Annotated in this window: 22 protein-coding genes; 11 read left to right on the top strand and 11 right to left on the bottom strand. The window is 69.8% G+C overall.

Annotated features, from left to right (window positions below):
* Positions 1-124: 124 nt before the first annotated feature.
* The 3 genes from AB0K52_RS12710 to AB0K52_RS12700 all read right to left on the bottom strand — a co-directional run bounded on the left by AB0K52_RS12710 (position 125) and on the right by AB0K52_RS12700 (position 3,476).
* On the bottom strand, positions 125-1,429 hold the full coding sequence (locus tag AB0K52_RS12710) for a DUF418 domain-containing protein (protein WP_363530405.1): 1,305 nt from the start codon (positions 1,427-1,429) through the stop codon (positions 125-127).
* Between the two features lie 122 nt (positions 1,430-1,551).
* Positions 1,552-2,100, bottom strand: coding sequence for a GNAT family N-acetyltransferase (locus AB0K52_RS12705; protein ID WP_363530402.1), 549 nt, complete (start codon positions 2,098-2,100; stop codon positions 1,552-1,554).
* An 86-nt stretch (positions 2,101-2,186) separates the two neighbouring features.
* Positions 2,187-3,476, bottom strand: coding sequence for a heparan-alpha-glucosaminide N-acetyltransferase domain-containing protein (locus AB0K52_RS12700; RefSeq protein ID WP_363530399.1), 1,290 nt, complete (start codon positions 3,474-3,476; stop codon positions 2,187-2,189).
* Between the two features lie 227 nt (positions 3,477-3,703).
* Between AB0K52_RS12700 and AB0K52_RS12695 the strand changes: the two genes are divergently transcribed.
* On the top strand, positions 3,704-4,363 hold the full coding sequence (locus tag AB0K52_RS12695) for a response regulator transcription factor (protein WP_363530396.1): 660 nt from the start codon (positions 3,704-3,706) through the stop codon (positions 4,361-4,363).
* The gene (locus tag AB0K52_RS12690) at positions 4,360-5,499 is read left to right on the top strand and encodes a histidine kinase (RefSeq protein ID WP_363530394.1); all 1,140 of its coding nucleotides are present in this window, start codon (positions 4,360-4,362) and stop codon (positions 5,497-5,499) included. Before AB0K52_RS12695 ends, AB0K52_RS12690 begins: the two co-directional genes overlap by 4 nt.
* 20 nt (positions 5,500-5,519) lie before the next feature.
* On the opposite strand, the gene AB0K52_RS12685 is transcribed toward AB0K52_RS12690, so the two are convergent.
* The 3 genes from AB0K52_RS12685 to AB0K52_RS12675 all read right to left on the bottom strand — a co-directional run bounded on the left by AB0K52_RS12685 (position 5,520) and on the right by AB0K52_RS12675 (position 7,267).
* Positions 5,520-5,957: a hypothetical protein gene (locus AB0K52_RS12685; protein WP_363530391.1), complete on the bottom strand. Its 438-nt coding sequence runs from the start codon at positions 5,955-5,957 to the stop codon at positions 5,520-5,522.
* A gap of 155 nt (positions 5,958-6,112) precedes the next feature.
* Positions 6,113-6,703: a maleylpyruvate isomerase family mycothiol-dependent enzyme gene (locus tag AB0K52_RS12680; RefSeq protein ID WP_363530388.1), complete on the bottom strand. Its 591-nt coding sequence runs from the start codon at positions 6,701-6,703 to the stop codon at positions 6,113-6,115.
* A gap of 3 nt (positions 6,704-6,706) precedes the next feature.
* Positions 6,707-7,267: a TetR/AcrR family transcriptional regulator gene (locus tag AB0K52_RS12675; RefSeq protein WP_363530385.1), complete on the bottom strand. Its 561-nt coding sequence runs from the start codon at positions 7,265-7,267 to the stop codon at positions 6,707-6,709.
* A 62-nt stretch (positions 7,268-7,329) separates the two neighbouring features.
* Here AB0K52_RS12675 and AB0K52_RS12670 point away from each other — a divergent pair, with 62 nt between their 5' ends.
* Positions 7,330-8,244 (top strand): alpha/beta hydrolase, encoded by a 915-nt coding sequence (locus AB0K52_RS12670; protein ID WP_363530382.1) that lies wholly within the window; start codon positions 7,330-7,332, stop codon positions 8,242-8,244.
* 67 nt (positions 8,245-8,311) lie between these two features.
* On the opposite strand, the gene AB0K52_RS12665 is transcribed toward AB0K52_RS12670, so the two are convergent.
* Together AB0K52_RS12665 and AB0K52_RS12660 are read right to left on the bottom strand one after the other, a co-directional pair.
* Positions 8,312-8,812: a hypothetical protein gene (locus tag AB0K52_RS12665; RefSeq protein WP_363530379.1), complete on the bottom strand. Its 501-nt coding sequence runs from the start codon at positions 8,810-8,812 to the stop codon at positions 8,312-8,314.
* A 213-nt stretch (positions 8,813-9,025) separates the two neighbouring features.
* Positions 9,026-10,396, bottom strand: a complete 1,371-nt coding sequence (locus tag AB0K52_RS12660) for a hypothetical protein (protein WP_363530376.1) — start codon at positions 10,394-10,396, stop codon at positions 9,026-9,028.
* Positions 10,397-10,478: 82 nt separating this feature from the next.
* On the opposite strand from AB0K52_RS12660, the gene AB0K52_RS12655 reads away from it, so the two are divergent.
* The 4 genes from AB0K52_RS12655 (at position 10,479) to AB0K52_RS12640 (ending at position 13,456) form a co-directional block, all read left to right on the top strand.
* Complete coding sequence (locus AB0K52_RS12655) at positions 10,479-10,850, top strand: hypothetical protein (protein WP_363530375.1); 372 nt, start codon at positions 10,479-10,481, stop codon at positions 10,848-10,850.
* An 8-nt stretch (positions 10,851-10,858) separates the two neighbouring features.
* The gene (locus AB0K52_RS12650) at positions 10,859-11,746 is read left to right on the top strand and encodes a hypothetical protein (RefSeq protein ID WP_363530372.1); all 888 of its coding nucleotides are present in this window, start codon (positions 10,859-10,861) and stop codon (positions 11,744-11,746) included.
* Positions 11,746-12,471, top strand: coding sequence for a hypothetical protein (locus tag AB0K52_RS12645; RefSeq protein WP_363530370.1), 726 nt, complete (start codon positions 11,746-11,748; stop codon positions 12,469-12,471). Before AB0K52_RS12650 ends, AB0K52_RS12645 begins: the two co-directional genes overlap by 1 nt.
* A 214-nt stretch (positions 12,472-12,685) precedes the next feature.
* Positions 12,686-13,456: a hypothetical protein gene (locus tag AB0K52_RS12640; protein WP_363530367.1), complete on the top strand. Its 771-nt coding sequence runs from the start codon at positions 12,686-12,688 to the stop codon at positions 13,454-13,456.
* Between the two features lie 249 nt (positions 13,457-13,705).
* Here AB0K52_RS12640 and AB0K52_RS12635 read toward each other — a convergent pair whose 3' ends face one another.
* On the bottom strand, positions 13,706-16,477 hold the full coding sequence (locus AB0K52_RS12635) for a DUF5005 domain-containing protein (RefSeq protein WP_363530364.1): 2,772 nt from the start codon (positions 16,475-16,477) through the stop codon (positions 13,706-13,708).
* A gap of 582 nt (positions 16,478-17,059) precedes the next feature.
* On the opposite strand from AB0K52_RS12635, the gene AB0K52_RS12630 reads away from it, so the two are divergent.
* A complete protein-coding gene (locus AB0K52_RS12630) occupies positions 17,060-18,538 on the top strand; it encodes a non-reducing end alpha-L-arabinofuranosidase family hydrolase (RefSeq protein WP_363530361.1) in 1,479 nt (492 codons plus the stop codon).
* A gap of 555 nt (positions 18,539-19,093) precedes the next feature.
* A complete protein-coding gene (locus AB0K52_RS12625) occupies positions 19,094-19,450 on the top strand; it encodes a hypothetical protein (RefSeq protein ID WP_363530358.1) in 357 nt (118 codons plus the stop codon).
* 4 nt (positions 19,451-19,454) lie between these two features.
* On the opposite strand, the gene AB0K52_RS12620 is transcribed toward AB0K52_RS12625, so the two are convergent.
* Complete coding sequence (locus AB0K52_RS12620; RefSeq protein ID WP_363530355.1) at positions 19,455-19,901, bottom strand: universal stress protein; 447 nt, start codon at positions 19,899-19,901, stop codon at positions 19,455-19,457.
* A 194-nt stretch (positions 19,902-20,095) separates the two neighbouring features.
* Between AB0K52_RS12620 and AB0K52_RS12615 the strand changes: the two genes are divergently transcribed.
* A complete protein-coding gene (locus AB0K52_RS12615; protein ID WP_363530353.1) occupies positions 20,096-20,512 on the top strand; it encodes a pyridoxamine 5'-phosphate oxidase family protein in 417 nt (138 codons plus the stop codon).
* A gap of 189 nt (positions 20,513-20,701) precedes the next feature.
* Positions 20,702-21,151, top strand: coding sequence for a universal stress protein (locus AB0K52_RS12610; RefSeq protein WP_363530350.1), 450 nt, complete (start codon positions 20,702-20,704; stop codon positions 21,149-21,151).
* 50 nt (positions 21,152-21,201) lie between these two features.
* On the opposite strand, the gene AB0K52_RS12605 is transcribed toward AB0K52_RS12610, so the two are convergent.
* Positions 21,202-21,366, bottom strand: a complete 165-nt coding sequence (locus tag AB0K52_RS12605; RefSeq protein WP_363530347.1) for a hypothetical protein — start codon at positions 21,364-21,366, stop codon at positions 21,202-21,204.
* Positions 21,367-21,371 lie beyond the last annotated feature (5 nt).

The following is a 21,371-nucleotide window of genomic DNA, read 5'->3' as shown; positions in this document are numbered from 1 at the left end:
GGATCATTCGCATGCGAGTCGTCAGATCCTCGATGTCCACGCTGCGGGGCGCCGAACCGTCGCCGGTTCGGCGCCCCGCAGTCCGTTAAGGATGATTGAGGCGCTTGTCGCGCGTTCCGCAGTCTCACTTGAGGTATCTCACCGGTTTGGTGGTGAGGTTGAGCAGGTACTCGAGCGGGCCGCGCTTGAAGCACAGGGACCAGACCGCGGCGAACACGATCGCCCCGAGGATGAGCGTGAGCACCGGGATCCAGGACCCGCGGACGCCGCCGCCGGGCAGGGCGAACCAGGTCATGATGGCGAAGTGCCCGACATAGGCCGTCAGGGACATCGTGCCGACCGCCACGACCGGCTTCATCAGGCGACGCAGGCGCGGGAGGCGGTCCATCAGGAACGTCGCGCCCACGATCACCAGGATCGCGATGCCGACGCTGCCGATGATGTCGAACGTGGTGCCGCTGTGCGGCCCCGCCACGAACAGCTCGCGGACCGACGGCTGGTAATCGAACGACCCGCTGTCCATCGGCGGCTTCGACGAGCCCGACCAGGAACCGGAACCCGACCAGGACCCCGAGCCCGAACCCGACCATGAGCCGGAGGACCCGTCCTCGGCCATGCTCCGCAGCGCGTTCTTGCCGGCCAGCAGCAGCGACAGGCCGTACGCCACCGCCGTGAGCCCGGCGCCGAGGGCGGCGAGTCGCCGCTGGTTGGCGGGGGCGGACAGGTCGACGCGTCCCAGGGCCATACCGGCGACCACGAACGCGATCCAGGGGATCGTCGGGTAGAAGCCGGTGAACAGCAGGTCGATGACGCCGACGCCGCTGAGCTTCTCCAGCGGGTCGTACGCGTCCACGGCCTGCTGGAACGAGCCGCTCAGCAGCGGTCGCATGACGAACGCCGACTGCGGCCCGACGACCGCGAGCGCGGCCGCGGTGATCGCGAGCGTCTTCGCGCTCAGCTTGAGGAACAGCATGGCGACGAGGAAGTACACCCCGTAGAAGCCGATGATGACGACGTCGCCGAAGAGCCTCGCCAGCAGCGTGCCGAAGGCCAGCAGGACGACCGCGCGGATCGCGATGCGCGCCTTGGCCTTCCGTCCGGCGAGACCGGTCTTCGGCTCCCTGCGGCCGGCGATGAGCATCAGCGAGAAGCCGGCGAGGGTGGCGAACAGGACCGACGAGTGCCCGTCGGCCATGTACCGGACCCAGCTGCCGACGCCGCTCGTGGTCGAGAGCATCGGCCCGACGTGCACGATGTACATGCCGAACACGGCCAGCGCGCGGGCCAGGTCCACCCCGACGAGGCGTCCCATTGACGCGTCGCCCTTCGAGGGGGGAGCGGTCATGGCGGGGCCGCCGGGCTCGCGGAGCGGGGGCGACGAGTGCTCGTGGGGGGCCGCTTTCTCTTGCGGCGGTTGCGAATGTGTCATGGCTCCACTCTGTGGTGAAGGGGCGGCGCCGGCCACCCGGCAGTTCGCGGTTTCCGACTCGCCGATCGGCGGGAAACGGAACCCCGACCGGCGGGGAGGCCGGGACCGGCCTCCCCGCCGACTTACGGCCGCATGACCTTCTCGAATCTGAAGAACCCCTCGCCGTCCGGCTCGTCGGCGTGGTCCTCCTCCGCTTCCTCGCCGCGCGGGTCGTGCGGGTCGGGATGGTGTTCGTTGAAGAACTCGACGATGTGGAATCCGCACTTGTTGACGTAGAAGTGGATGTTGCGCCGCTCGAAGGAGGGCGTACCGGTCTCCCACACCTCGGTCCGCGGATAGGCGGCTTCGATCGCCCTCCAGGCCTTCAATCCGATCCCGCGGCCGTGGCGCTCCGGGGCGATGTAGAAGAAATCGAGCGAGTTGTGCTGCGTCCGTTCGTCGATCTGCAGCACCGCGCCGCCGGTCTTCTCCCCCTCCAGCAGCACGTGGTAGACCGCCGCTCCAGGCGCGCGGAACGAGGCGAGCACGTCCTCATCGGGAGGGAGGGGCGCCTCCTGGCCGCCGATGCCGTATGCGGCGGCCGCTTCGGTGAACGCCCGCTGCAGTTCCTTCCGGAAGGCCGGGAGGTCGGTGGCGTTCGCATGTGCGAGCGTGACGTCGTGAGCGGTCATGCCGTTCTCCTTCTCTCGAGCGGAGGGAAGCCGCTGGGCCGGAGCGAGTGCTCCGGCCCAGCGGCCCCCCGTTGCGGCAGTGTCGATCAGCGCACCAGTCTGGCGGGGCTCGTGGCCCACTGCATCGCGTTTTCGAGCGGCCCGCGCTTGAAGAACCGGGACCACGCGAAGGCGAGCACGATGCCCCCCAGGCAGAACCAGCCCCACACCGCCAGTGCCGCGCTGACCGCGCCGCCCTCGCTGTTCGAAGGAACGTGGTTGAGGGCCCAGAGGTGGGCGACGTACAGGGTCAGGGACATCGCGCCGGCCGCCGTGATCGGCGTCAGGAGCTTGCGGGCCAGGGCGGACCGGTCGAGCAGGGCGACCGAGCCGACGATGACCAGCATCGCGATGCCGATGTTGCCCAGCAGCTCGAACGCGGTGCCCGAGTGCGGCGAGGCCGAGAGCAGGAACTGCAGCATGTCCGACGACCACGGATCGAATCCGCTCATCGAATCGGACCACGTGCCGGACGAGCCCATCGAAGAGGACGCCGCACCCGACGAGCCGCTGGAGCCGCTCGTGGCTGCGCCGCCCGTGCCGCTTCCGGCGGACAGGACCTTCTGCAGCGCCGACGAGAGCCCGTAACCGGCCAACGCCAGTGCGGCGCCGACCGACGCCATGCCGATGCGCACCCGCTTCGCGGACAGGTCGAGCTTGGCGATCGCCATGCCCGCGAAGATGTACGCGAGCCAGGGGACGGCCGGGTAGAGGCCGGTGAACAGCAGCCGGCCGAGGCCGTCGGCGCCCATGCGGGTGATCGGGTCGTGCGCGTTGAGCGCGGTGACGAAGGCCGGCTGCGCCATGGAGATCCAGTAGAAGACCACGGAGCCGACGACCGCGAACGCGGCCGAGAGGGCCGCCAGCGTTTTGACGCCGCATCGCGTGAACGGCAGCGCGAGCAGGAAGAACAGGCCGTAGAACGCCAGGATGACGATGTCGGTGTGCAGCCACAGGGTCAGCGCCGTGCCGAGGGCGATGAGCAGGACCGCCCGGATGACGATCTTCACGGTCCGCTGCCGTCGTTCGAGCGCGGGTCGCGGTCGGCGGCCGCCCGCGAGCAGGACCAGCGACAGGCCGGCCAGGATCGCGAACAGGGCCGACGAGCGGCCGTGCGGGATCTGCATGATCGTGTCGACCACGGGGTTCTTGAACTCCTGCATCGGTCCCACGTGCGCGTAGAACATGCCGAAGATCGCCAGCGCCCGGGCCAGGTCCAGCCCGAGCACGCGGCCGAGCGCGCCGCCTCGCTGCGGTTTCGGTTCGGGCGGCGTCTCGCGGTCGGTGCGGACCAGCCGCAGCGTCCGCTCGCTGCGCACGGTGTCGGTGTCGGTCATGGATTCAGCTTGCGGGCGCGGGGGCGCGGTTCCCATCCGGCGAAGGTCCGCTGCGACACCGCGGACGGCGGGAACCGGTCCCACCTGGCGGGGCCCCCTCGCCCGCCGACCGTCCGGAGGTCCCCCGCCGACCGGCGGGAAACGCTGGGGAACGGCCGCGATGGAAGCGGGGCGAGGCTCAGGCGTGCTACGAATCGATCCGTGGAAACGACAATGGAGGAGCGGCCGTGATCCGGGTTCTGATCGTCGACGACGAGGCGTTGATCCGCAGCGGCATCGAGCTCATCCTCAACGCCGCGCCGGACATCGAGGTCGTCGGCGCAGTCACCGGCGCCCGCGCCGTCGCCGAGGCCGAACGGCTGCACCCCGACATCGTGCTGCTCGACATCCGCATGCCCGATGTGGACGGTCTGACCGTGCTCGACCGCATGCTCTCGAAGCCGTCGCCGCCCATTGTCGCCATGCTCACCACCTTCGACAACGACGAGTACGTCGCCGCCGCCCTCCACCGGGGCGCGGCCGGGTTCCTGCTCAAGGACACCGCCCCCGACCACCTGGCCCTGCAAGTGCGCACCCTCGCCGCCGACGGCGTGGTCCTCTCCCCGAAGGTCACCTCCACCGTCGTCGACGGCTACCTCGCGTCGACCCGCAGGCAGCCCGCCGACACCGTCCTCATCGACACCCTGACCGACCGGGAACGGGCCGTCCTCGTGCACCTCGCCGACGGACTGTCCAACGCCGACATCGCCGCGCGCCTCTATCTGGGCGTCGGCACCGTCAAGGACCACGTCTCGGCGATCCTCGCCAAACTCCAGGTCGCCAACCGGGTCCAAGCCGCGCTCCTGGCCGAGCGCGCGGGTCTGCTCGACACCGGCGAGCAGCGATGACCTCGCTCGCGGCCCGCCTGACGGCTTGGTGGCACTCAGGATCACGCTGGCCCGCCGTCCTCCTCGACGTCGCCCTCATCGCCGTGGCCGGGGCCGACCTGGCGTTCAACTACATGCCCGGGAACTGGTGGGACGACATCGTCCTGGTGGCCGGGGTGCTCGCGCTGGCGGTGCGCCGCCGGTTCCCGTTGGCGGTCTTCATCGCCACGCTCCCGATGCCGCTGCTCATGGGCCAGTCCGCGGCATCGCTCATCGCGCTGTTCACGGTCGCGTGCGCGACCCGCAATCGCTGGCTGCTGGGCGGATGCGCCCTGGTGTACGCGGGCTTGACCATCGCTCCGTGGTGGGGCGGCGGCGACATCCTGGCCGAATCGGCCTGGCCGGTCTGGGGCGTGTACTCACTGGCGCCCGCGGGTGCCGCGGTGTTCCTGGGGCAGCTGCTCCAGACCAAGCGGGAGTTGTCGCGGCGCCTGGAGGAGATCAGCGAGGTCCGCGAACACGAGCAGGCGCTCGCGACGCAGAAGGTGCTCGCGCAGGAGCGCGCCCACCTGGCGCGCGAGATGCACGATGTCGTCTCCCACCAGGTCAGCCTGATCGCGGTGCGGGCCGGAGCGCTCCAGGTGAGCACCCGGGAATCGGTCTCGATCGAAGCCGCGGACACGATCCGCACGCTCGCGGCGCGCACCCTGGACGAGTTGCGGTACATGGTGAGCGTCCTGCGCGCCGGAGGCGGCTCGGGCAACGGCCTCGCACCCCAGCCCACCCTCGACCAGCTCGGCGCACTCGTCGACAACGCCGGCATGGAGGCGCACCTCGAGACGGGCCCCCTGCCGGAACTCAGCCCCCCGGTCCAACGGGCTATCTACCGCACCGTCCAGGAAGCGCTGACGAACGCCCGCAAGCACGCCCCCGGCGCGGCGGTCCACATCCAAGTCGCCCAAGACGACGGCGCGGTCCAAGCAGCGGTGGTCAACGCGGCGCCGGGACGGCCCGTGGTCCCCCTGCCGAGCGCGAAGCACGGCCTGATCGGCCTCAAACAGCGTGCGGAACTGCTGGGAGGCACCTTCGAAGCGGGGCCGACAAGCCTCGGAGGGTGGAGAGTCGCACTGCGCGTGCCGCTGAAGTCGATGACCTGAGCAGGTCGATCACGGCGCCGTCATCCACCGGGGCACTCGCTGTCGCCGCCGCTTCGCGGAATGCACTGGGCAGGGTCGTACTCGTACTCGGTGGCGGGAGGCGGGTCGGGCCGGAAGAGGCCGCGGGCGTATTCGTTCTGGCCGATCCAGCAGGCCAGCGCGATGGCGACGACCACGAAGCCGATCCCGGTCTTGGGCATGCCGATGGCGACGGCGATGAACGCGACGACTGCGAGACCACCGAGCAGCAGGCCGATCGATAGCGCCAACCGGTCCTGCCACTCCTCGTCTGACGGGCAGCTCGCGGACTCGGGATCGAAGCAGCCGAGCCCGGACAGCCACGCCGCGGCGACGAGGCAGAGGAGTCCGACGCATACCAGCGTCGCCATCACCATGACCACGATCTTCCAAGGTGCGGTGGTGGGTGCGTGACGCTCTTCGGGAGGCAACGATGTCATGCCGCAAGCATCCCCAGCCCGTCAAACGACGATTCAGACGAAGTGGACACGCTTTGTAGGGATCCCACAGGGATACGCGCTTGGCGCCCGGCCGTCGCCGTGGAACTTCTCGGTTTCCTCCAAACGGACGGGCGGGGATCGAGCGCTGCGGCGCGTCAGTTCTCCAGGGCGGCGACGGCCTCGGGGTCGCCGGTGAGATCGGTTCGGGCGGCTTCCCGGCGGCCGCTGAGATAGAGGAGCAGTTCTACCGGGGCGCCGGTGAGGACGGCTCCTCCTGCGGGACCGTAGTGGCGGGTTTCGCCTGCGGGCGTGCGCAGTTCGAGGCCGTGCGGGCGGATCCTGCGGGCGGCTCCCCGGGCGGCGAGTCGCGCGGCCGCCCAGGCGGTCTTGTCGAGGTCGGGGCGGTCGGTGCGGGGCGCGAGGCCGTTGGCGCGGCGGATGTCCTCGTGGTGGATCAGGTACTCGGTGCCGTTGAGGAGGTTGCGGACGCCCGGGATCCGCCACGGTATGAGCGGGGCGCCCGCGCGGAGGCGGGCGGTCAGGGCGGGGAGGCCCTTGGCCTTCTCCGCGGTCATCTTCGGCTCGGTCCATTTGGAGAAGTGCTCGCGCAGCACGAGGTGCGCGGCGAGGTCGAGCGTGGTCCAGCCTTCGCAGAGCGTCGGGGCGTCGGGGCCGAGATCGTCCAGCAGGTCGCACAGGTCGAGGCGCTCGCGCGCGTCCAGCGGCTGTTCACGGGTGGTGCTCATGCGTTACCTCTCGAAGGTCGTGACGGTGGCGATGAGGAGCGGGGCGGTCGAGGCGGCCATGCGGGCGGGGGTGCCGGGGCAGTCGCGGGCGAGCCAGTCGATGACGGTGCCGAGGACGGCGCCCGCGATGAAGGCGGCGCCCGGGTCGTGCTCGTCCGCGACGGGGCTGCGGTCGTGCGTGCCGGTCGTGATGCGCTGCAGCAGGTGGTTGATGACGCGCGCGCTGCCTCCGGCGCCGAGCAGCGGTCGGTAGAGGTGCGCGTGCTCGGCGATGTGCGAGTAGAAGCCGGTCAGCGCGCGCTCGGTCCATGCGAGGTCGGCACCGGCACTGGGACGCGGGGCGGCCGCCGCGAACTCGTCGAACTGGACGGTGCACGCCGAGGCGGCCAGGTCCGCGAGGTCCGTGTAGTGCTCGTAGAACGTGGAACGGTTGACGCCTGCGCGCTTGGTGACGTCCGAGACCGCGACCTGGGCGAGGTCGCGTTCGGCGATGAGCTCCAGCAGGGCGGCCTCCATGGCCGCCCGCGAGCGGCGGGGGCGGGGCTTCGCGGATGGCGTCGGCACGATCCCAGTGTAGGCTTTCCGACAAGTGTCGGATTAAGGATTCGCGAGAGAGCGGGGCGGACATGTCGGTGCTGGGAGTCCGCTGGATCTCGTCCGCGGTGGCCCGGACCATGCAGGCCTCGATGCCGCTGGGCCTCAGGTCGATCGAGCGGGTGAACCGGGAGGTCTTCCCCGAGTTCGCCGGGGACGTGAGCGACATCGAGATCCCGGCGCCGGTCGCACCCGCCCGCGCCGCCGTCTACCGGCCCGCCGCGGGCGAGGCCGCCCCGCCGGTGCACGTGAACTTCCACGGCGGCGGGTTCGTCATGCGCGGCATGGCATTCGACGACCCGCTGTGCCGCTGCCTGGCGGCCGAGGCCGGTGCGGTCGTGGTGAACGTGGACTACGCTGTCGCGCCGCAGCACCGGTTCCCCGCGCCGACGCTTCAGGCGTTCCAGGTCGTCCAGTGGATCGCCGCGCACGGGCGCGAACACGGCTGGGACGGCGCGCGGATGACCGTGGGCGGGCAGAGCGCGGGCGGGAGCATCGCCGCCGCGGTCGCCCGGCAGGCCTTCGAACTCGGAGGCCCGCCGATCGCCTTGCAGGTCCTGCACTACGCGCCGCTGGACCTGACCGTCACCGCGAAGGACAAGCCGACGGCCGCGGCGAATCCGGTGCTGCGCCCTTGGATGTGCGAGGTCTTCGACAACACGTACGTGCCCGACCCGGCCGCGCGCGCCGACCGGCTCGTCTCCCCCGCCGGCCCGTCTGACACCGCCGACCTCACCGGGATCGCGCCCGCGCTCGTCATCACGCCCGAACTCGACCGGCTCCATGACGAGGGGGCACGGTACGCCCGCCGCCTTCAGCAGGCCGGAGCCCTGGTCGAGCACGTGAACGTCCCCGATGCCGACCACGCCTACGACTTGGGCGACCGCGACCGCGCCCGCGAGGTCTACACCGTCATCGCCCGCCGAATCCGACAGGCCACCGAGTGACGCCGCAAGGCGGACGGCGGCTCATCGGCGGTCCACGGAATCCACAAGGTCGGGCTGGGCCGCTGCGCTAGCGCGCCTCGGGATAGAACGCAATGATCGCGGTGTCGCCGGAGACCGACATGAGGGTGTATCCGAGCAGCTCGGTCCCGTCGGCCCCGCCCGAGGCGCCGCCGCCGCCGACACCGAAGGACGTGCTGCTCATGCCGTCCCTGAGGACCAGCGTGACGCCGTCGTCGGTGATCGCGGTGACCTGCACGGTGCCGACGTCGAACTTGTCATCGAACCCGATGCCCGTCCCGGCCTCCACGACCACTTCACAAGTGCCGTCGAAGCAGGCGTCGAGGTCGGTGCCGTCGGCCGCTTCGAGCGGGGTGTCGTCGGTCGGTCGGGCCTCCTCGGTCGGCGAGAGCTCCTCAGTCGGCGTGGGCTCCTCGGTGGGGCTGGGTGATCCGGTCGTCGCGACCGGTTCGGAGGTCGAAGCCTCCTCAGCGGGTCCGCCGCTGCCGCAGCCGGTCGCGGCCAGGACGGCGACGACTGCGACGGGAAGGGCAATCAGATTGCGGCTCATGAGGACTCCTCAGGCTGAACGACACTGGCCGGTGTCGTCTTTGTAGCCCGGCAAGCCCGGGAGGGGTCCCGGCAGCACGCGGGAGCCGGAACCGCCCCCAGGGCATCGTGGGTATCGCGCCTGTTCCTCGCTGGGGGCCAGTACTGCTCGGCAGTCAGCCGCCGCCGGGCGCACCACCGCGTTCGCCCGTGCCGCCGATCGGTCTCCTGTCGGTCAGCCGGAGCTCGAGTTCTTGCTGACCTTGACGTAGCGGGGAGCGTGGAGCGCCGGGCCGCGCTTGGCGCGCAGGATCTGGCCGTCCTCGCCCGCGGACCAGACCGGCCGGGTGGGCCAACGCCGCATCAGCTCGTTGCGGAGGTCCCGGCCGCGCACGTTGGCGATGCCGTTGCCCAGCAGTGCGGCGAGGAACAGGCCCGCCGAGACGACCACCACCAGGAGCGACTCCTCGCGGTACACGGCGAAGACGTCCTCCGAGCCGAGGCCCTTGCCCTGGCCGACCAGGTAGGCGGACACGCCGAACACCAGGCCGACCCCCGACAGGGCCGCCCCGACCAGCGCCAGCGGGTGCGTGCGCCGCTGGGCGTGGTTGCGGAGGAGGTCCTCCTCCGGGCGGCCCGCGCGCGGGTCGGCGAGCTTGGCGAGCAGTTCGGCGCGTTCGGCCCGGCGCTGGCGCCAGTCGAGCAGCATGCCGGCGACCGCGAGGATCGCGGCCAAGGGCAGCAGGACCGCGAAGACCACGAAACCCACGGCGAGGAGGCGTTCGATGAACGAGTTGTAGGTGACCTCGTCGCACTGCGCGCCGGGCCTGGGAGTGGTGCCGCAGCGCATCGCCACTGACGCCTGGAGCGCGACGAAACCCAGGACGAGCAGCGCGGCGGCGGCGAAGAGGAACCGCTCGGCGGGCGTCACGGAGAGGAGCTTCGCCTTGCCCGACGACCGGAACGACCGCTTCCAGGCGGCCGCCTCGTCGCTGGAGCTCCAGTTCGCGGCGATCAGGGCCTGGCGCCGTTCGTGGGCGGGGGTGAGCCACTTGGGGCCGGCGAAGCCGAGCAGGGCCATGAGCGCGGCGTAGCCGATGAGGAGCACGAAGATGAGCACGTCCTCGGAGCTGTCGCCCTCGGCGATCGCGATGCCGAGGGCGACGATCCCGAGGATTCCGGCCATGGCGGCGTTGCCCCAGCCGAAGACGGTCAGCTGGGTCGCCGGTTCGCGGGTCACGGAGATGACCTGGTCGGGCGAGGGGACCTCGTGGCGGGACGCGCCGCCGGCGGCGGCCTTGACGAGCGCCCTGGAGGTGGTCAGTTCGCGCAGGAAGACCGCCAGTGCGAAGGCGGCCCATGCGACCAGCGCGAACACCATGATCATGCCGGCGCTCATGCGCGAGAGGTCGTCGATGGCGTGTTCGAGTCCGGGGTCGTTGAACAGGTGCTCCTCGGCGAGGATGGCGCCGATCATCATGAGGACGAAGGCCGACGCCAAGCCGATGAGGAATGCGAACAGGGCGCGAACGCTGGCGCGCGCGACCTCGCCCCCCAGACCGACGGGGTATTCGTGCCAATGCCAGGACCGTTCGTCGTCGCTCACCGGGGGCTCCGTAACTTTGAGGCGATTTCCGCCGCATCGTACGGGAGCGCCGCCACCGATCTTGTTCAATTCCAGTGACGATGTGACGGGTCTGGTCGGGACGGGTTGGGACGCACAGCTTCTTGACGCTGGTCCGCCCGATGCCGAGCCGCTCGGACAGCACCGGCCGGCGCACTCCGGCCCGGTAGGCGGCGACCCGCGCCTCGATCTCGGTCAGGCACTGTTGCAGGGATTGCGGCCGGTGCGACTCCTCAGCGGCGGCGGAACCGGACGCAACTTCGCCGATCGGCGCATGCAATCGCTGTTCCACCGCCGCACGCATGGCGACGACCTCTTGCGCGGGTTCCGTAGAATTCGCGGCACCATGAGTGCTTTCGGTCCGTCGCGTGAATCGGGCGGGCAAAGACGAGAACGGGTTCGCCGGCAATCCACCAGCGGTTGCGGTTGTGAGTAGGAGCAGCGATGGGGCTTCCGAAGCCGGTCGAGAATTGGGCGCGCAAGACCGATGCGGCCGAAGGCGAATGGGCGCGCGAGGCGGTCGACTCCTGGGCCCGGGACATGACATTCTCGCGGCCGTTCAGCTGGGGCGATGCCGAAGCGGCAGTGCTCGCGCGCGACTACCCGCCGCTGCCCGGATCCTTCGTTGTACGCCTGGTCGGCGTGGTCGCCTGGGTCCTCATCGCGCTCATGGGGCTGCCGACCCTCGGAGGCGCAGTGGTCGGTTTCGCGGTGATCGCGGCCGCCGTCGCCCAGGACAGTCAAGCAGCCGCCGACGTTTGGCTCTCGCCTGCGACGATCCTGTACGGGTTCGGGGTGATCAGCGTCGGCTCGTATCTGAGCATATGGTGGCAGACGCGGCGCCGAAGCCCGGTCACGCTCGTCATATCCGGAACCAGCACGCTCGCCGCCGCGGCCTCGTGGGTGATGCTCGCGCTCTCGCCCTTCACGGCCGAGGGCTGGCTGCCGCTGCTGATCATCGCGACGACGGTCATCGGCACGGCCACGTTCCTGCTCGACGCCTTCTCGAAACCGGAAGGGCGGCCGAAGAACCGCAAGCCCCCGCGACGCGGGCCGAAGGGCGACAAGCGGACGCGCGCGATGAAGGCGCGGCAGCGGCTGCTCGAGGTCGTCGTCCACCGCAGGCTGGTCGACCTCGACGAAGCCGACCGGATTCGGGTCGGCGAGATGCCCCTGGGGTACTGGAACGAGCTTGACGGCCTGAGCGAGCGCGAATGGCGGCGAGTGCTCGAGCGCCGCCACGTCGGCTGGCGCGAATTCGACGCGAAAGGCGGAAACCCCGTGCCCACTGCAACCAAGACCGAGACCGAGACCGAGACCGAGGAAGTCTGATGCCGAAGGCCGCCGCCATCCAGCCCAACGAATGGGCGACGACCCACGACAACTTCTCCCCGTTCGAGATCGAGGCGCTCAACCGCGTCGTGCTCGACTACGCGCACGTGGAGCTGGCCCTCGCGAACCGCTGGTACCGGCGCTCGGCGCTGGGGAGGGCCGTGGCCGGGCTCGGTTTCGCGTTCACGATCTTCTCCCTGTGCGCGGCGGTGTCGCTGGGCATCGTCATGCTCACCGGCGCCATCGACAACGAAGCGCTGCTTCCCGTCGCGTGGGCGGGCACCGGCCTGTCCGCCTGCGCAGTCCTCGGCCTTCTCGTGCCGTGGCTGCTGACGCCGTACCGGCAGTGGGACCGGACCATGCACGGCATCACGGTGATGATCATCGTGATCGCGACGCTGTCGCTCGGGGCGGCGCTCTTCCGCACGTGGGAGTTCGCCTCGAACGCCGTGCTGGCCGTGCCGTTCCTCCTGTTGACCGCGTTCGCGGTCGGCGTCATCGTCGTCCACGTCCGGCTGCGGGTCACCGAGAAGCCCCCGGCGGTGGAGGCCGCATCCTTGTCGCCGCGCGACATCGAGGTCCTCCGGAAGGTCCGGCAACGGGCCCTGAAAATCCTGCGGTCCCGGAACGTCGTGGCGTACAAGGACTTCCGCGGCTTCGACGCGGCTCCCTTCGACACCGCTCCCGGCGACGCCCCGTCCGATGCGACCGGCGGCCAGGCCTGAAACCCAGGCCGCCGCCGTCCAGCCCGACGAACGGATGCTGACCGAGATGCAGCCGAAGTCGACCGATCACGCTGACGCACAGAGGTTCTCGCAGACCCCCGCTGATCGCCACCCCTGCCTGTCCGGTCGTCGGCTAGTATCGACGCCCTATCGAAACCCCCGCCCTATGGGATCAGGTCTCTCAATGTCCGGTAAATCATTCAGCGGTCGGCGCATGGAGTCGCGAATCGGCACCTTCCTCGGCCCCGAGCGCACCTCGGTCCTGGTCCGCCGCACGCGGATCATTGGCGCCTGCCTCGGGTTCGCCCTCCTCGCGGTGTCCGTCGTCCTAGGAACCATGGACGGTGGATTCGAGTGGACCGCCTATCACGGCTCGAGCTTCCGCAGCAGCAGCGGCACCGGACTCTCCTACGAGGGCACCGGCGTCGTGTTCGGCCTCGTCTTCCTTCTCGGCCCCCTCAGCGTCGGCTACGCGCTCCGGGCCGGCGCGGGCGATCTGCTGTACCTCGACGGCACTCAGCTGACCGTCGTGAGGCTCGGACGGCGCGTGCCCAAGACCTTCGACCTCTCCCGGGCCCGTTCGGAAGTGCGCCTGGAGAAGGTGCCCGGTTCCCGGCCTGGCAGCGCCGAGGCACGCGAGAACACCGGCAGCCACCGGCCGGTCCTGGTGCTGCTCTCCGAGACCGGGCGCCGCGAAACCGTCATCGAACTCGCCGACCAGCGCAGCCGCGCCATGCGCCTCCGCGATGAGACCCGGGCGCTCGAAGCCGCGATGCGCTTCGGCCTCGACCCCGCGATCCAGCACACCGCAGGCCAGCTCCGCACCCTGCTCCGCTGGACGAGGCTCCCGGTCATCCACGACGCCGCCCCCGATGCGATCCCGGCGAGTCCGCCCGATGCCGCATCAGCCCCGATCGCCCGGACCCGCGTCACCAGCGGGGTCGAAGGCCCGGAAATCGAGGTCGTCGGGCCGGGTCGCGGCTGAGGAGAGCTCACTCCAGCCGACCCGCATTCGCCCGAGCGCAGGCCGCACCGACGATCACCGCCGGCATCAGGCCAAGGACCGGTGCGCGGCCCCTTGTCTGCGATCGCATCTCGGACACCTCACCCTCCTTTTACCTGGGCTGAGAACCTCGTCCGAGGATGCGGTCCGGCGGTTCAACACCGCCGGACCGCCCCGATCGGGCCGGCTCGGACCGAATTGAGCGATCCGGCTGGCTGGCCCTGCGGCTCCTTAATTCAGGGTGAAGCTGATGAACCGGGGCTTGTAGATGCTCGGGTCCGTGTAGTGCGATCCTTCGGCGGTCATGCGACTGTCGAAGGTGTTGACGTTGTAGGACATGACGAACCGGTTGCCGGAACTGATCGTCGGGTGCAGGTGCGCGTTGTACGCGAAGATCCGCTCGTCGTGGTAGGGCTCGCCGAACATGCCCGTCTCAGGCATCGCGTAGACCAGGCTCTGGTTGGTGAAGGGCCCGGCCGGCGAGCAGGAGGTGTAGGCGAACACCTGGTTGTTGAAGGCCAGGGTCGAGTCCTGGGTGACCAGGACGTACTGGTTGTTCCACTTGGTCACCGAGTACTCGTTGGCGATGCCGTTGAGGCCGATGCCCGTGTCGGACTCGTACGCGGTCCACCCGTCGGCGGTCCAGTACTGCCACTTGCCGGTGGCGCCGAGGTCGGAGCCGTGGACGCGGGCGATCCGCTGCTTCTTGTTCGTCGGGGCGTCGGCGATCCCGTAGATGTAGGTGTAGCCGTCGCCCGACTGGCTGGCGGGCAGCAGCGCCGAGCCCCAGGCCCCGGCCTGCGAGGGCAGGGCCTCGACGCTGATCGGGTCCTTGAGGTTGGAGAGCGAGAAGGTGGCGACGACGTTCTGGTCGAAGCGCCAGTCCCAGTCGCCCGAACCGAACCGCAGGTACTCCTGGAAGATCACCTGGAGGTAGTCGGTGCCGTTCTGGCGCGAGATCATCCCGTCGCCGAGCCAGTACCAGTGGTTGGCCTCGGGCGGCGGCATGATCGCCTCCGGGTTCGCGGCGGTGCCGCCCTGGATGGTGGAGAGGCCGCTCCCGTCCTGTCTGACGAAGGTGCTGTTGATGAGCGGCGCGGTGACCGGTCTGGTGCCGTCGCTGTTGAGCGGCCCCAGGAACGTGTCGGAGAACAGCCACAGCAGGTCGCCGTCGGGCAGGCGCACCGAGTAGGTGGAGTCGCCGCCGGTCCAGCCGTCCGGGGTGGACTCGGCGTAGTCGAGGAACTGCTGCTCAGGGGCGACGCCGTCGTCCTGGAGGTTGCTCACGGTCAGGTTCGAGAGGTTGCACGACGGATGGTCGAGCGGGACCAGGGCCCTGACGCGGAACCGGTACTCGCGGCCGTCGCCGTCGGCCTCGACCGAGTTCGTCTGGAGGTCGGTGCGAGTGGCGATGAGGGTGACGACCATCGGGTAGGCGTAGTCGGTGACGCTGATGGTGTTGTTCGCGTCGGGGTAGACCGCGCGTGCGGCCGTCGGGTACTCCGAGAGGCTGCCGGGGCTGCCCTGCGCCGACCAGACCATCGCCACGTACTCGAGGTCGTCGCGGTCCTCGGTGGAGATGGTGAGCCGGGACTGGTAGCCGTCGGCGGGGTCGCCGGAGTTCTGGACGGCCGAGAAGTCGAAGTAGGCGGAGCCGCCCGGTTCGATGTCGGCCGCGTAGGTCTCCTGCGTGCCCATGGGTACGGCGCGGGTGGTGCGGTAGGGGCGGTACTCCCCGAGAAGGTGGTCGTCGGTGCGCGAGTCGCCCATGAGGAAGTCGCGCCAAAGGTCGCGCTCGGTGTCGTTGTAGCCGTAGCCGGCCATGGGGTTCGGCGGGGCACCGCCCTGCTCGGCGGCGAGGCGGTAGTTCGCCACGGAGTAGCCGAGGAGCGTGGAGGGGATGTCGAGCCCGTACGCGGTGAGCACGGCCTTGATCGCCGTGATCGGCGTCGAGTCGTGGTCCCTGATGTGCTCCCAGGTCTTGCGGACCGCCGAGACGCTCCCGGTCTGCTCGTTGAGGTAGAACGCCAGTGTGAAGGTGCTGTACTGGCGTGAGCTGCCGAGCGCTTCGGCGGCGTTGAGGGCGCGCCCCGGGTCACCGAGGTGCTCGGGGATCGCGTGGGCGTACATCATCGCGGCGGTCGGGTTGCGCGGGTCGTACGGCTGGAGGCGGTAGGACATGAGGGTGGCCCACTCGGCGGTGGACTCCATCCACCAGTTCATGGTCTTGAAGTCGCTGCCGCCCATCCAATCGCGCACGTAGGCCCAGCCGATGTCGCCGGTGTCGTCCCAGTACTGGTACTGGACGATGTGGAAGAACTCGTGCCGGGGCAGGTAGTCGTAGTTGTCCGAGTCGTTCAGGCCCGGGTCCGAGGGCAGGATGATCATCGGCTGGCTGTTCGCGCCGAACGGGAGCGTGAACGCGCCGCCGTTGAACCAGCCCTCCTGGGTGTCGTTGAGCCCCACGATGACCGCCCAAGGGCCGCTGCCGGGGTCGACGTCGTAGCCCATCTGCCGGTAGGCCGCCTGGGCCTCGGCGATGGCGTTGATCATGTCGACGACCGCGGTGGGGCGGCCGTTGGCGCCGGCGGCGGCGGGGACGCCGCGGGTGTCTCCGGGGTTGTCCTTGACGTCGTAGAGGAACACGAAGTCGCCGGCGAACGCCTGGCACTCGTAGTCGTGGAAGTTGTAGTTGTAGGAGGAGGCGCAGTCGTCGGCGGCCGCGGTGGCGGCGTCCTCCATGGCGAACGGCTCCATGTCGAGCGACTCGGCGGTGATCTCCTGGCGCACGGCGCCGTTCTCGGCGGCCCGCGCCGAGCCCGCTTCGTAGGGGCCGAACTCGGCGTCACCGTCGTCGGAGAACGCGTCGAAGGCGGCCTGGTCGAACGGCTGGGGCTCGGGGACGCCCTGCTGCTGGAGCTCCTCGGTCTCCGCCTCGGCGTGGGAGGTGGTCTCAGGGGCCGGTTCCGGTGGGGCGGCCTGGGTGGGCTGGATGACCAGCATGCTGACGAATATCGCTGTAGCGCAAGCGATCGGAAGTCTTCTCAAGACTGTCCTCCGTCCGATGGTATCGATACCAGTGAGTATGGCAGCGACCGCCGCATTCGGATAGAGCTCAGTGGAGGCGAATTTTCGCGCCCGCCGCCGCGCCCCGACTCGATGCCGCATCGACCGACCCGCCCGCCTCGCGCGCGACACCACCGAGCCGCCATCGGAGGCCCAACTCCCTGACGCGGGACGGGCGGTCGCCGCTGATGACCCGCGCACCGATGACGCCGGCGCCTACCGGCCCGGCGTTCATGCCTCCTGCCGGAGACGAATCGCAGGCCCTGCGCGTCACCCTCAGAGATCGCTTGCGGGCCTTGGGAAACGACCGTGAAACCGAGGCTGGGCGCGACAGTTTAAAGCCGGGAGTGCCAACAAACCCCCGTCAAACCATTGACTACACATCGATATCTCTCTATAGTTCGAATCGCCGGAAAATCATCAGATGTTTCGGAGCTGGGTCGCAAGATGTGAGCGATAACAAGTATGCGATGAACCTGCGACTTCATGACCCGACGAATCTCAACTAAGGAGGCCAAGATGGCCTGGATGGAAACTCCCAAGAGCCGCAGGCGGATGCTCCTCGGCGGAGCCGGCGTGCTCGCCGGGGCCGCCGCCGCGACCGTCCTCAACCCGTTCACCGGCACGGCCCTAGCCGCCACGGTCGACACCTCCGCCTGGTATGTGCTGGTGAACCGCAACAGTGGCAAGGCCCTGGACGTCAGCGGCGTGTCCACCGCCGACGGGGCCCTGCTGCACCAGTGGACCCGCACGAACGCCAGCAACCAGCAGTTCCAGTTCGTGGACGCCGGCGGCGGCTACTACCGGATCAGGGCGCGGCACTCGGGCAAGGTGCTCGACGTTTCCGGCTGGTCGACCGCCGACGGTGCCGCCATCCACCAGTGGACCGACCACGGAGGCGCCAACCAGCAGTTCCGGCTGGCCGACTCCGACAGCGGCTACGTACGCCTGATCAACCGCAACAGCAACAAGGCGGTCGAGGTCCAGAACGCGGCGACCAACGACGGCGCGGGCGTCGTGCAGTTCAACGACTGGGGCGGCGCCAACCAGCAATGGCAGCTCGCTCGCGTCGACGGCGGCAGTGGCGCCTGCGCGCTTCCGTCGAACTACCGCTGGACATCGACCGGCCCGCTCGCGGAACCGAAGAACGGACAGGTCGCGCTCAAGGACTTCACCGCAGTCCGCCACAACGGCCAGTACCTCGTCTACGCGACCACGCACGACGCCGGAGACGCCTGGAACTCGGTCGTCTTCAGCCCGTTCACCAACTGGTCCGACATGGCCTCGGCCACCCAGACCAGGTTGACGAGCTTCAACCCGGTGGCCCCGACGCTGATCTACTTCGCCCCGAAGAACATCTGGGTGCTCGCCTACCAGTGGGGCTGGCCGTACAAGTTCTCCTACCGCACGTCGACCAACCCCGCCGACCCCAACAGCTGGGGCCCGCACCAGGAGCTCTTCAACGGGGAACTCCCCGTGAACAACCCCATCGACCAGACCCTCATCGCCGACGACCAGAACATGTACCTGTTCTTCGCCAACGACGAAGGCCAGATCTACCGCTCCACCATGCCCCTCGGGAACTTCCCGAGCAGCTTCGGCACGAACTACCAGCTCGTCATGAGCGACACGAAGGCGAACCTGTTCGAGGCGGTCGAGGTCTACAAGGTCCAGGGCCAGAACCAGTACCTCATGATCGTCGAGGCCATGGGCAGCCAGGGCCGCTACTTCCGCTCGTTCACGGCCACCAGCCTGAACGGCACGTGGACGCCGCAGGCCGCCACCGAGGCCAACCCGTTCGCAGGCAAGGCCAACAGTGGCGCCACGTGGACCAACGACATCAGCCACGGCGACCTGGTGCGCACCAACCCCGACCAGACCAAGACCATCGACCCCTGCAACCTGCAGTTCCTCTACCAGGGACGCGACCCCCGCTCTGACGGCATGGACTACGGTCTCCTGCCCTACCGGCCGGGCCTGCTGACCCTGCAGCGCTAGCGGTACGACGCAGGTCCGTCTCGGGGGTTCCTGAGGCAGCGGGCGGGCTCGGTGCGAGACCGAGCCCGCCCGGATCAGACTGCCGTCGGGATCGGCGACCGCGACGGAACGGCCGAATCGGCGAACCTGCGCTAGCTTCGACCGTTCGCCGACACCGTCACCGACCTCGACCCGCGCAGCCGCGTCAGGGAGCCTGCACACCGGCCGAAAGATCGTCTTCCTGCCAGGCGGGCGCTCAGAAAGCCCTTGGATCGTGTTCGGACCCACGTAACGTCGAGTCATGGCAATGGGAACCACGCGTCGATCGCTGATCGGCGTCGGACTCGCTGTCGGGCTCCTGGCGGCGCGTCGACTTGGCCCCTGGTGGTTGACCGCGCGAACGCACCTGGCCGTCGTCCCGGCCGGCTTCGCGGCGTCCAGCGCCATGACGCGCGGACTCCGAGAGCGAGCCGCCGAAAGAGGGGCGCGCGAACCGTCCGGAACGCGCCGGATCAGCGGTGCCCGATGATGGCCGCGCCAAGTCCTCGACCGCGCCGCCACCCGCTCATCGCCGCAGTGGCGTCGTTCAACACGGTCACCGCGGCCTTCGGCGCGGTCGGCCTCACCTTCGGCTGGCTCTCCTTGGGAGCGACGGTCACCAGCCGCCTCCCATGGGAGAGCACGGTGGTCGCCGGTATCGCACTGGGCGCCATCGTCGCCGTACCGAATGCGGCCCTCGCTGCTGCCGCGCTGCGAGGCAGCGCATACTGCGGCCCGCTCTCGATCCTCGCGGGTGTGCTCGTCGTCGGCTGGATCGTCGTCGAGGTCGCCTTCATCCGCGAGTTCAGTCTCTTTCAGCCGTTCTATGCCGCTCTTGGTCTGTCGCAAGTCTGGTTGGGCCGGCGCATCGGCCGATCCGACACCAGAACTTGAGCGGTCAGGTGCCGACCCGGACGACGACGACCGGGCAGGGGGCGTGGTGGACGCAGTACTGGCTGACCGATCCGAGCATGGCCCGGGCGACCTCGTCGCGGCCGTGCTCGCCCACCACGAGCAGGTCGGCGTGCGCGGACTGCCGCAGGAGCGCCTCTGCCGGGTCGCCGAGGACGACCAGGCGGGTCACGGTGACACCGGTGTCGCCTTCGGCCGCGGCGATCGCCGCGTCGAGCGCGGTGCCGGCTTCGGCGGCGATGTCAACGCCCGGCAGCAGGGGGACGGGCGCGCCGAAGCTGATCGGGTACTTCCAGGCGTAGACCGCTTCGACGTCGGCGCCGGTCGCCTTCGCCTGCTCAATCGCCCAGCGCAGTGCCGACCGCGCCGCCGGCGAGCCGTCGACGCCGACGACGATGCGACGACGGGGCCGTGCTCGGTCTGCCTCTTCCACCCGCGTCCTCCCGCTTTCAGGGTGCCCCAGTTCGGCGTCGGGCGCTGGGCCATTGCCTCTATCGCGTGCGGATGTCGGGCGCGACGGATCGGCGTCGCCCTCCGGCTCGTCCTGATAGCGTCGGCATCGAGGGGCATCGCCGCGCTCCCGCCGGGGTCGGTTCCGTCGGGGGATGCGCCGGAGGAGGTGCGGACGTGGACGCCAAGCGAATCCCGACATCACTGAGTCCGACGCTCGCGCTGGGCCTGCTCGGCCACGAGGAGTTCGGGCGGGTCGCCTTCGTTTCGGAGGGCCTGCCGACCATCAGGCCGATCAACCACGTCCTCGTCGAAGGCCTCATCATCGTCCACACAGGGCATCACACGGCGTTCGCCCGAGCGGTCCTCGCCGACCCCGGGACGCATGTGGCCTACCAGGCCGACGCGATCGACAGGCACACGCGGCTGGGCTGGAGCGTCCTCGTGGCCGGCACCGCAGCGGACATCACCGACAGCCGCCGCACCGAGCGCCTCGGCCCCCGCGTCCGCTCCTGGCTGCAGCGCCCGCACGACACCGTCATCGCCATCACCCCGCAAGAGGTCACCGGCCTGCGCCTCACCGTCGAGCACTGAGCCGAACGCCCGGACCGGGCCGTCGGCTCCCGCTCTTGATGAACCGAGGCTCGGGCGGCAACCCGTCCGGAAACGGGCGCGCGTGCGATATGAACGAGTCGAATGCGGGTCCGTGCTCTTCGAGCTTTGGCGCAACCGGGGCGAGGTCCTGACGGCCGGGTTAGAGTCCGAAAGAAAGGGGGGATCGATATGACCGTTCCTGAATCCAGCGGCGGGGTCGTCATCGTCGGCGTGGACGGGTCGCCTTCGTCGCGTCGGGCGCTGCGGTGGGCGGTGGAGCAGGCCGAGGCGACCGGCAAACGCGTGGTGGCAGTGCAGGCGTGGCAGGTGCCCGCCATGTACGGCACCGGAGCGATGGTGATGCCGGGAGTCGACTGGGGCGAGGAGGCCCGCACCGCACTGGAGTCGACCGTCGCGTCCGCCGTCGGAAAGGAGTCGCGGGCGGCGATCGAGCAGCGGGTCGTCGAGGGTCATCCGGCTTCGGCCCTCCTGGACCAGGTCGGGGACGCCGACTCGGATCTGCTCGTCGTGGGCAGCCGGGGCCACGGCGGGTTCGTCGGCATGCTGCTGGGTTCGGTGAGCCTCCATGTCGTGGCCCACGCGCGCTGTCCGGTGGTCGTCGTCCACGACAAGGTGTGACGGTCGCCGACCGGGATCCGCATTGGCATGCGCCGCTGCTCGACCTGTCGTCATCCCCGTCGCTTCGCCGTGTTGCCGGCGTGTGCTCCCGTCAGGTCGAGGGCGATGGCCAGGATCAACGTCGCGGTCCAGGCGTTGACCGGATCAAAGAGCAGGGGTTCGCGCGTACCCACGAGGTTCGCGATGAGCCAGACGATGAACCATATGAGTGTCATGACCG

Source organism: Glycomyces sp. NPDC049804, from assembly GCF_040674615.1.
GTDB classification, from domain to species: domain Bacteria; phylum Actinomycetota; class Actinomycetes; order Mycobacteriales; family Micromonosporaceae; genus Glycomyces; species Glycomyces niveus.
This window is presented reverse-complemented; position numbering and strand designations above follow the sequence as displayed.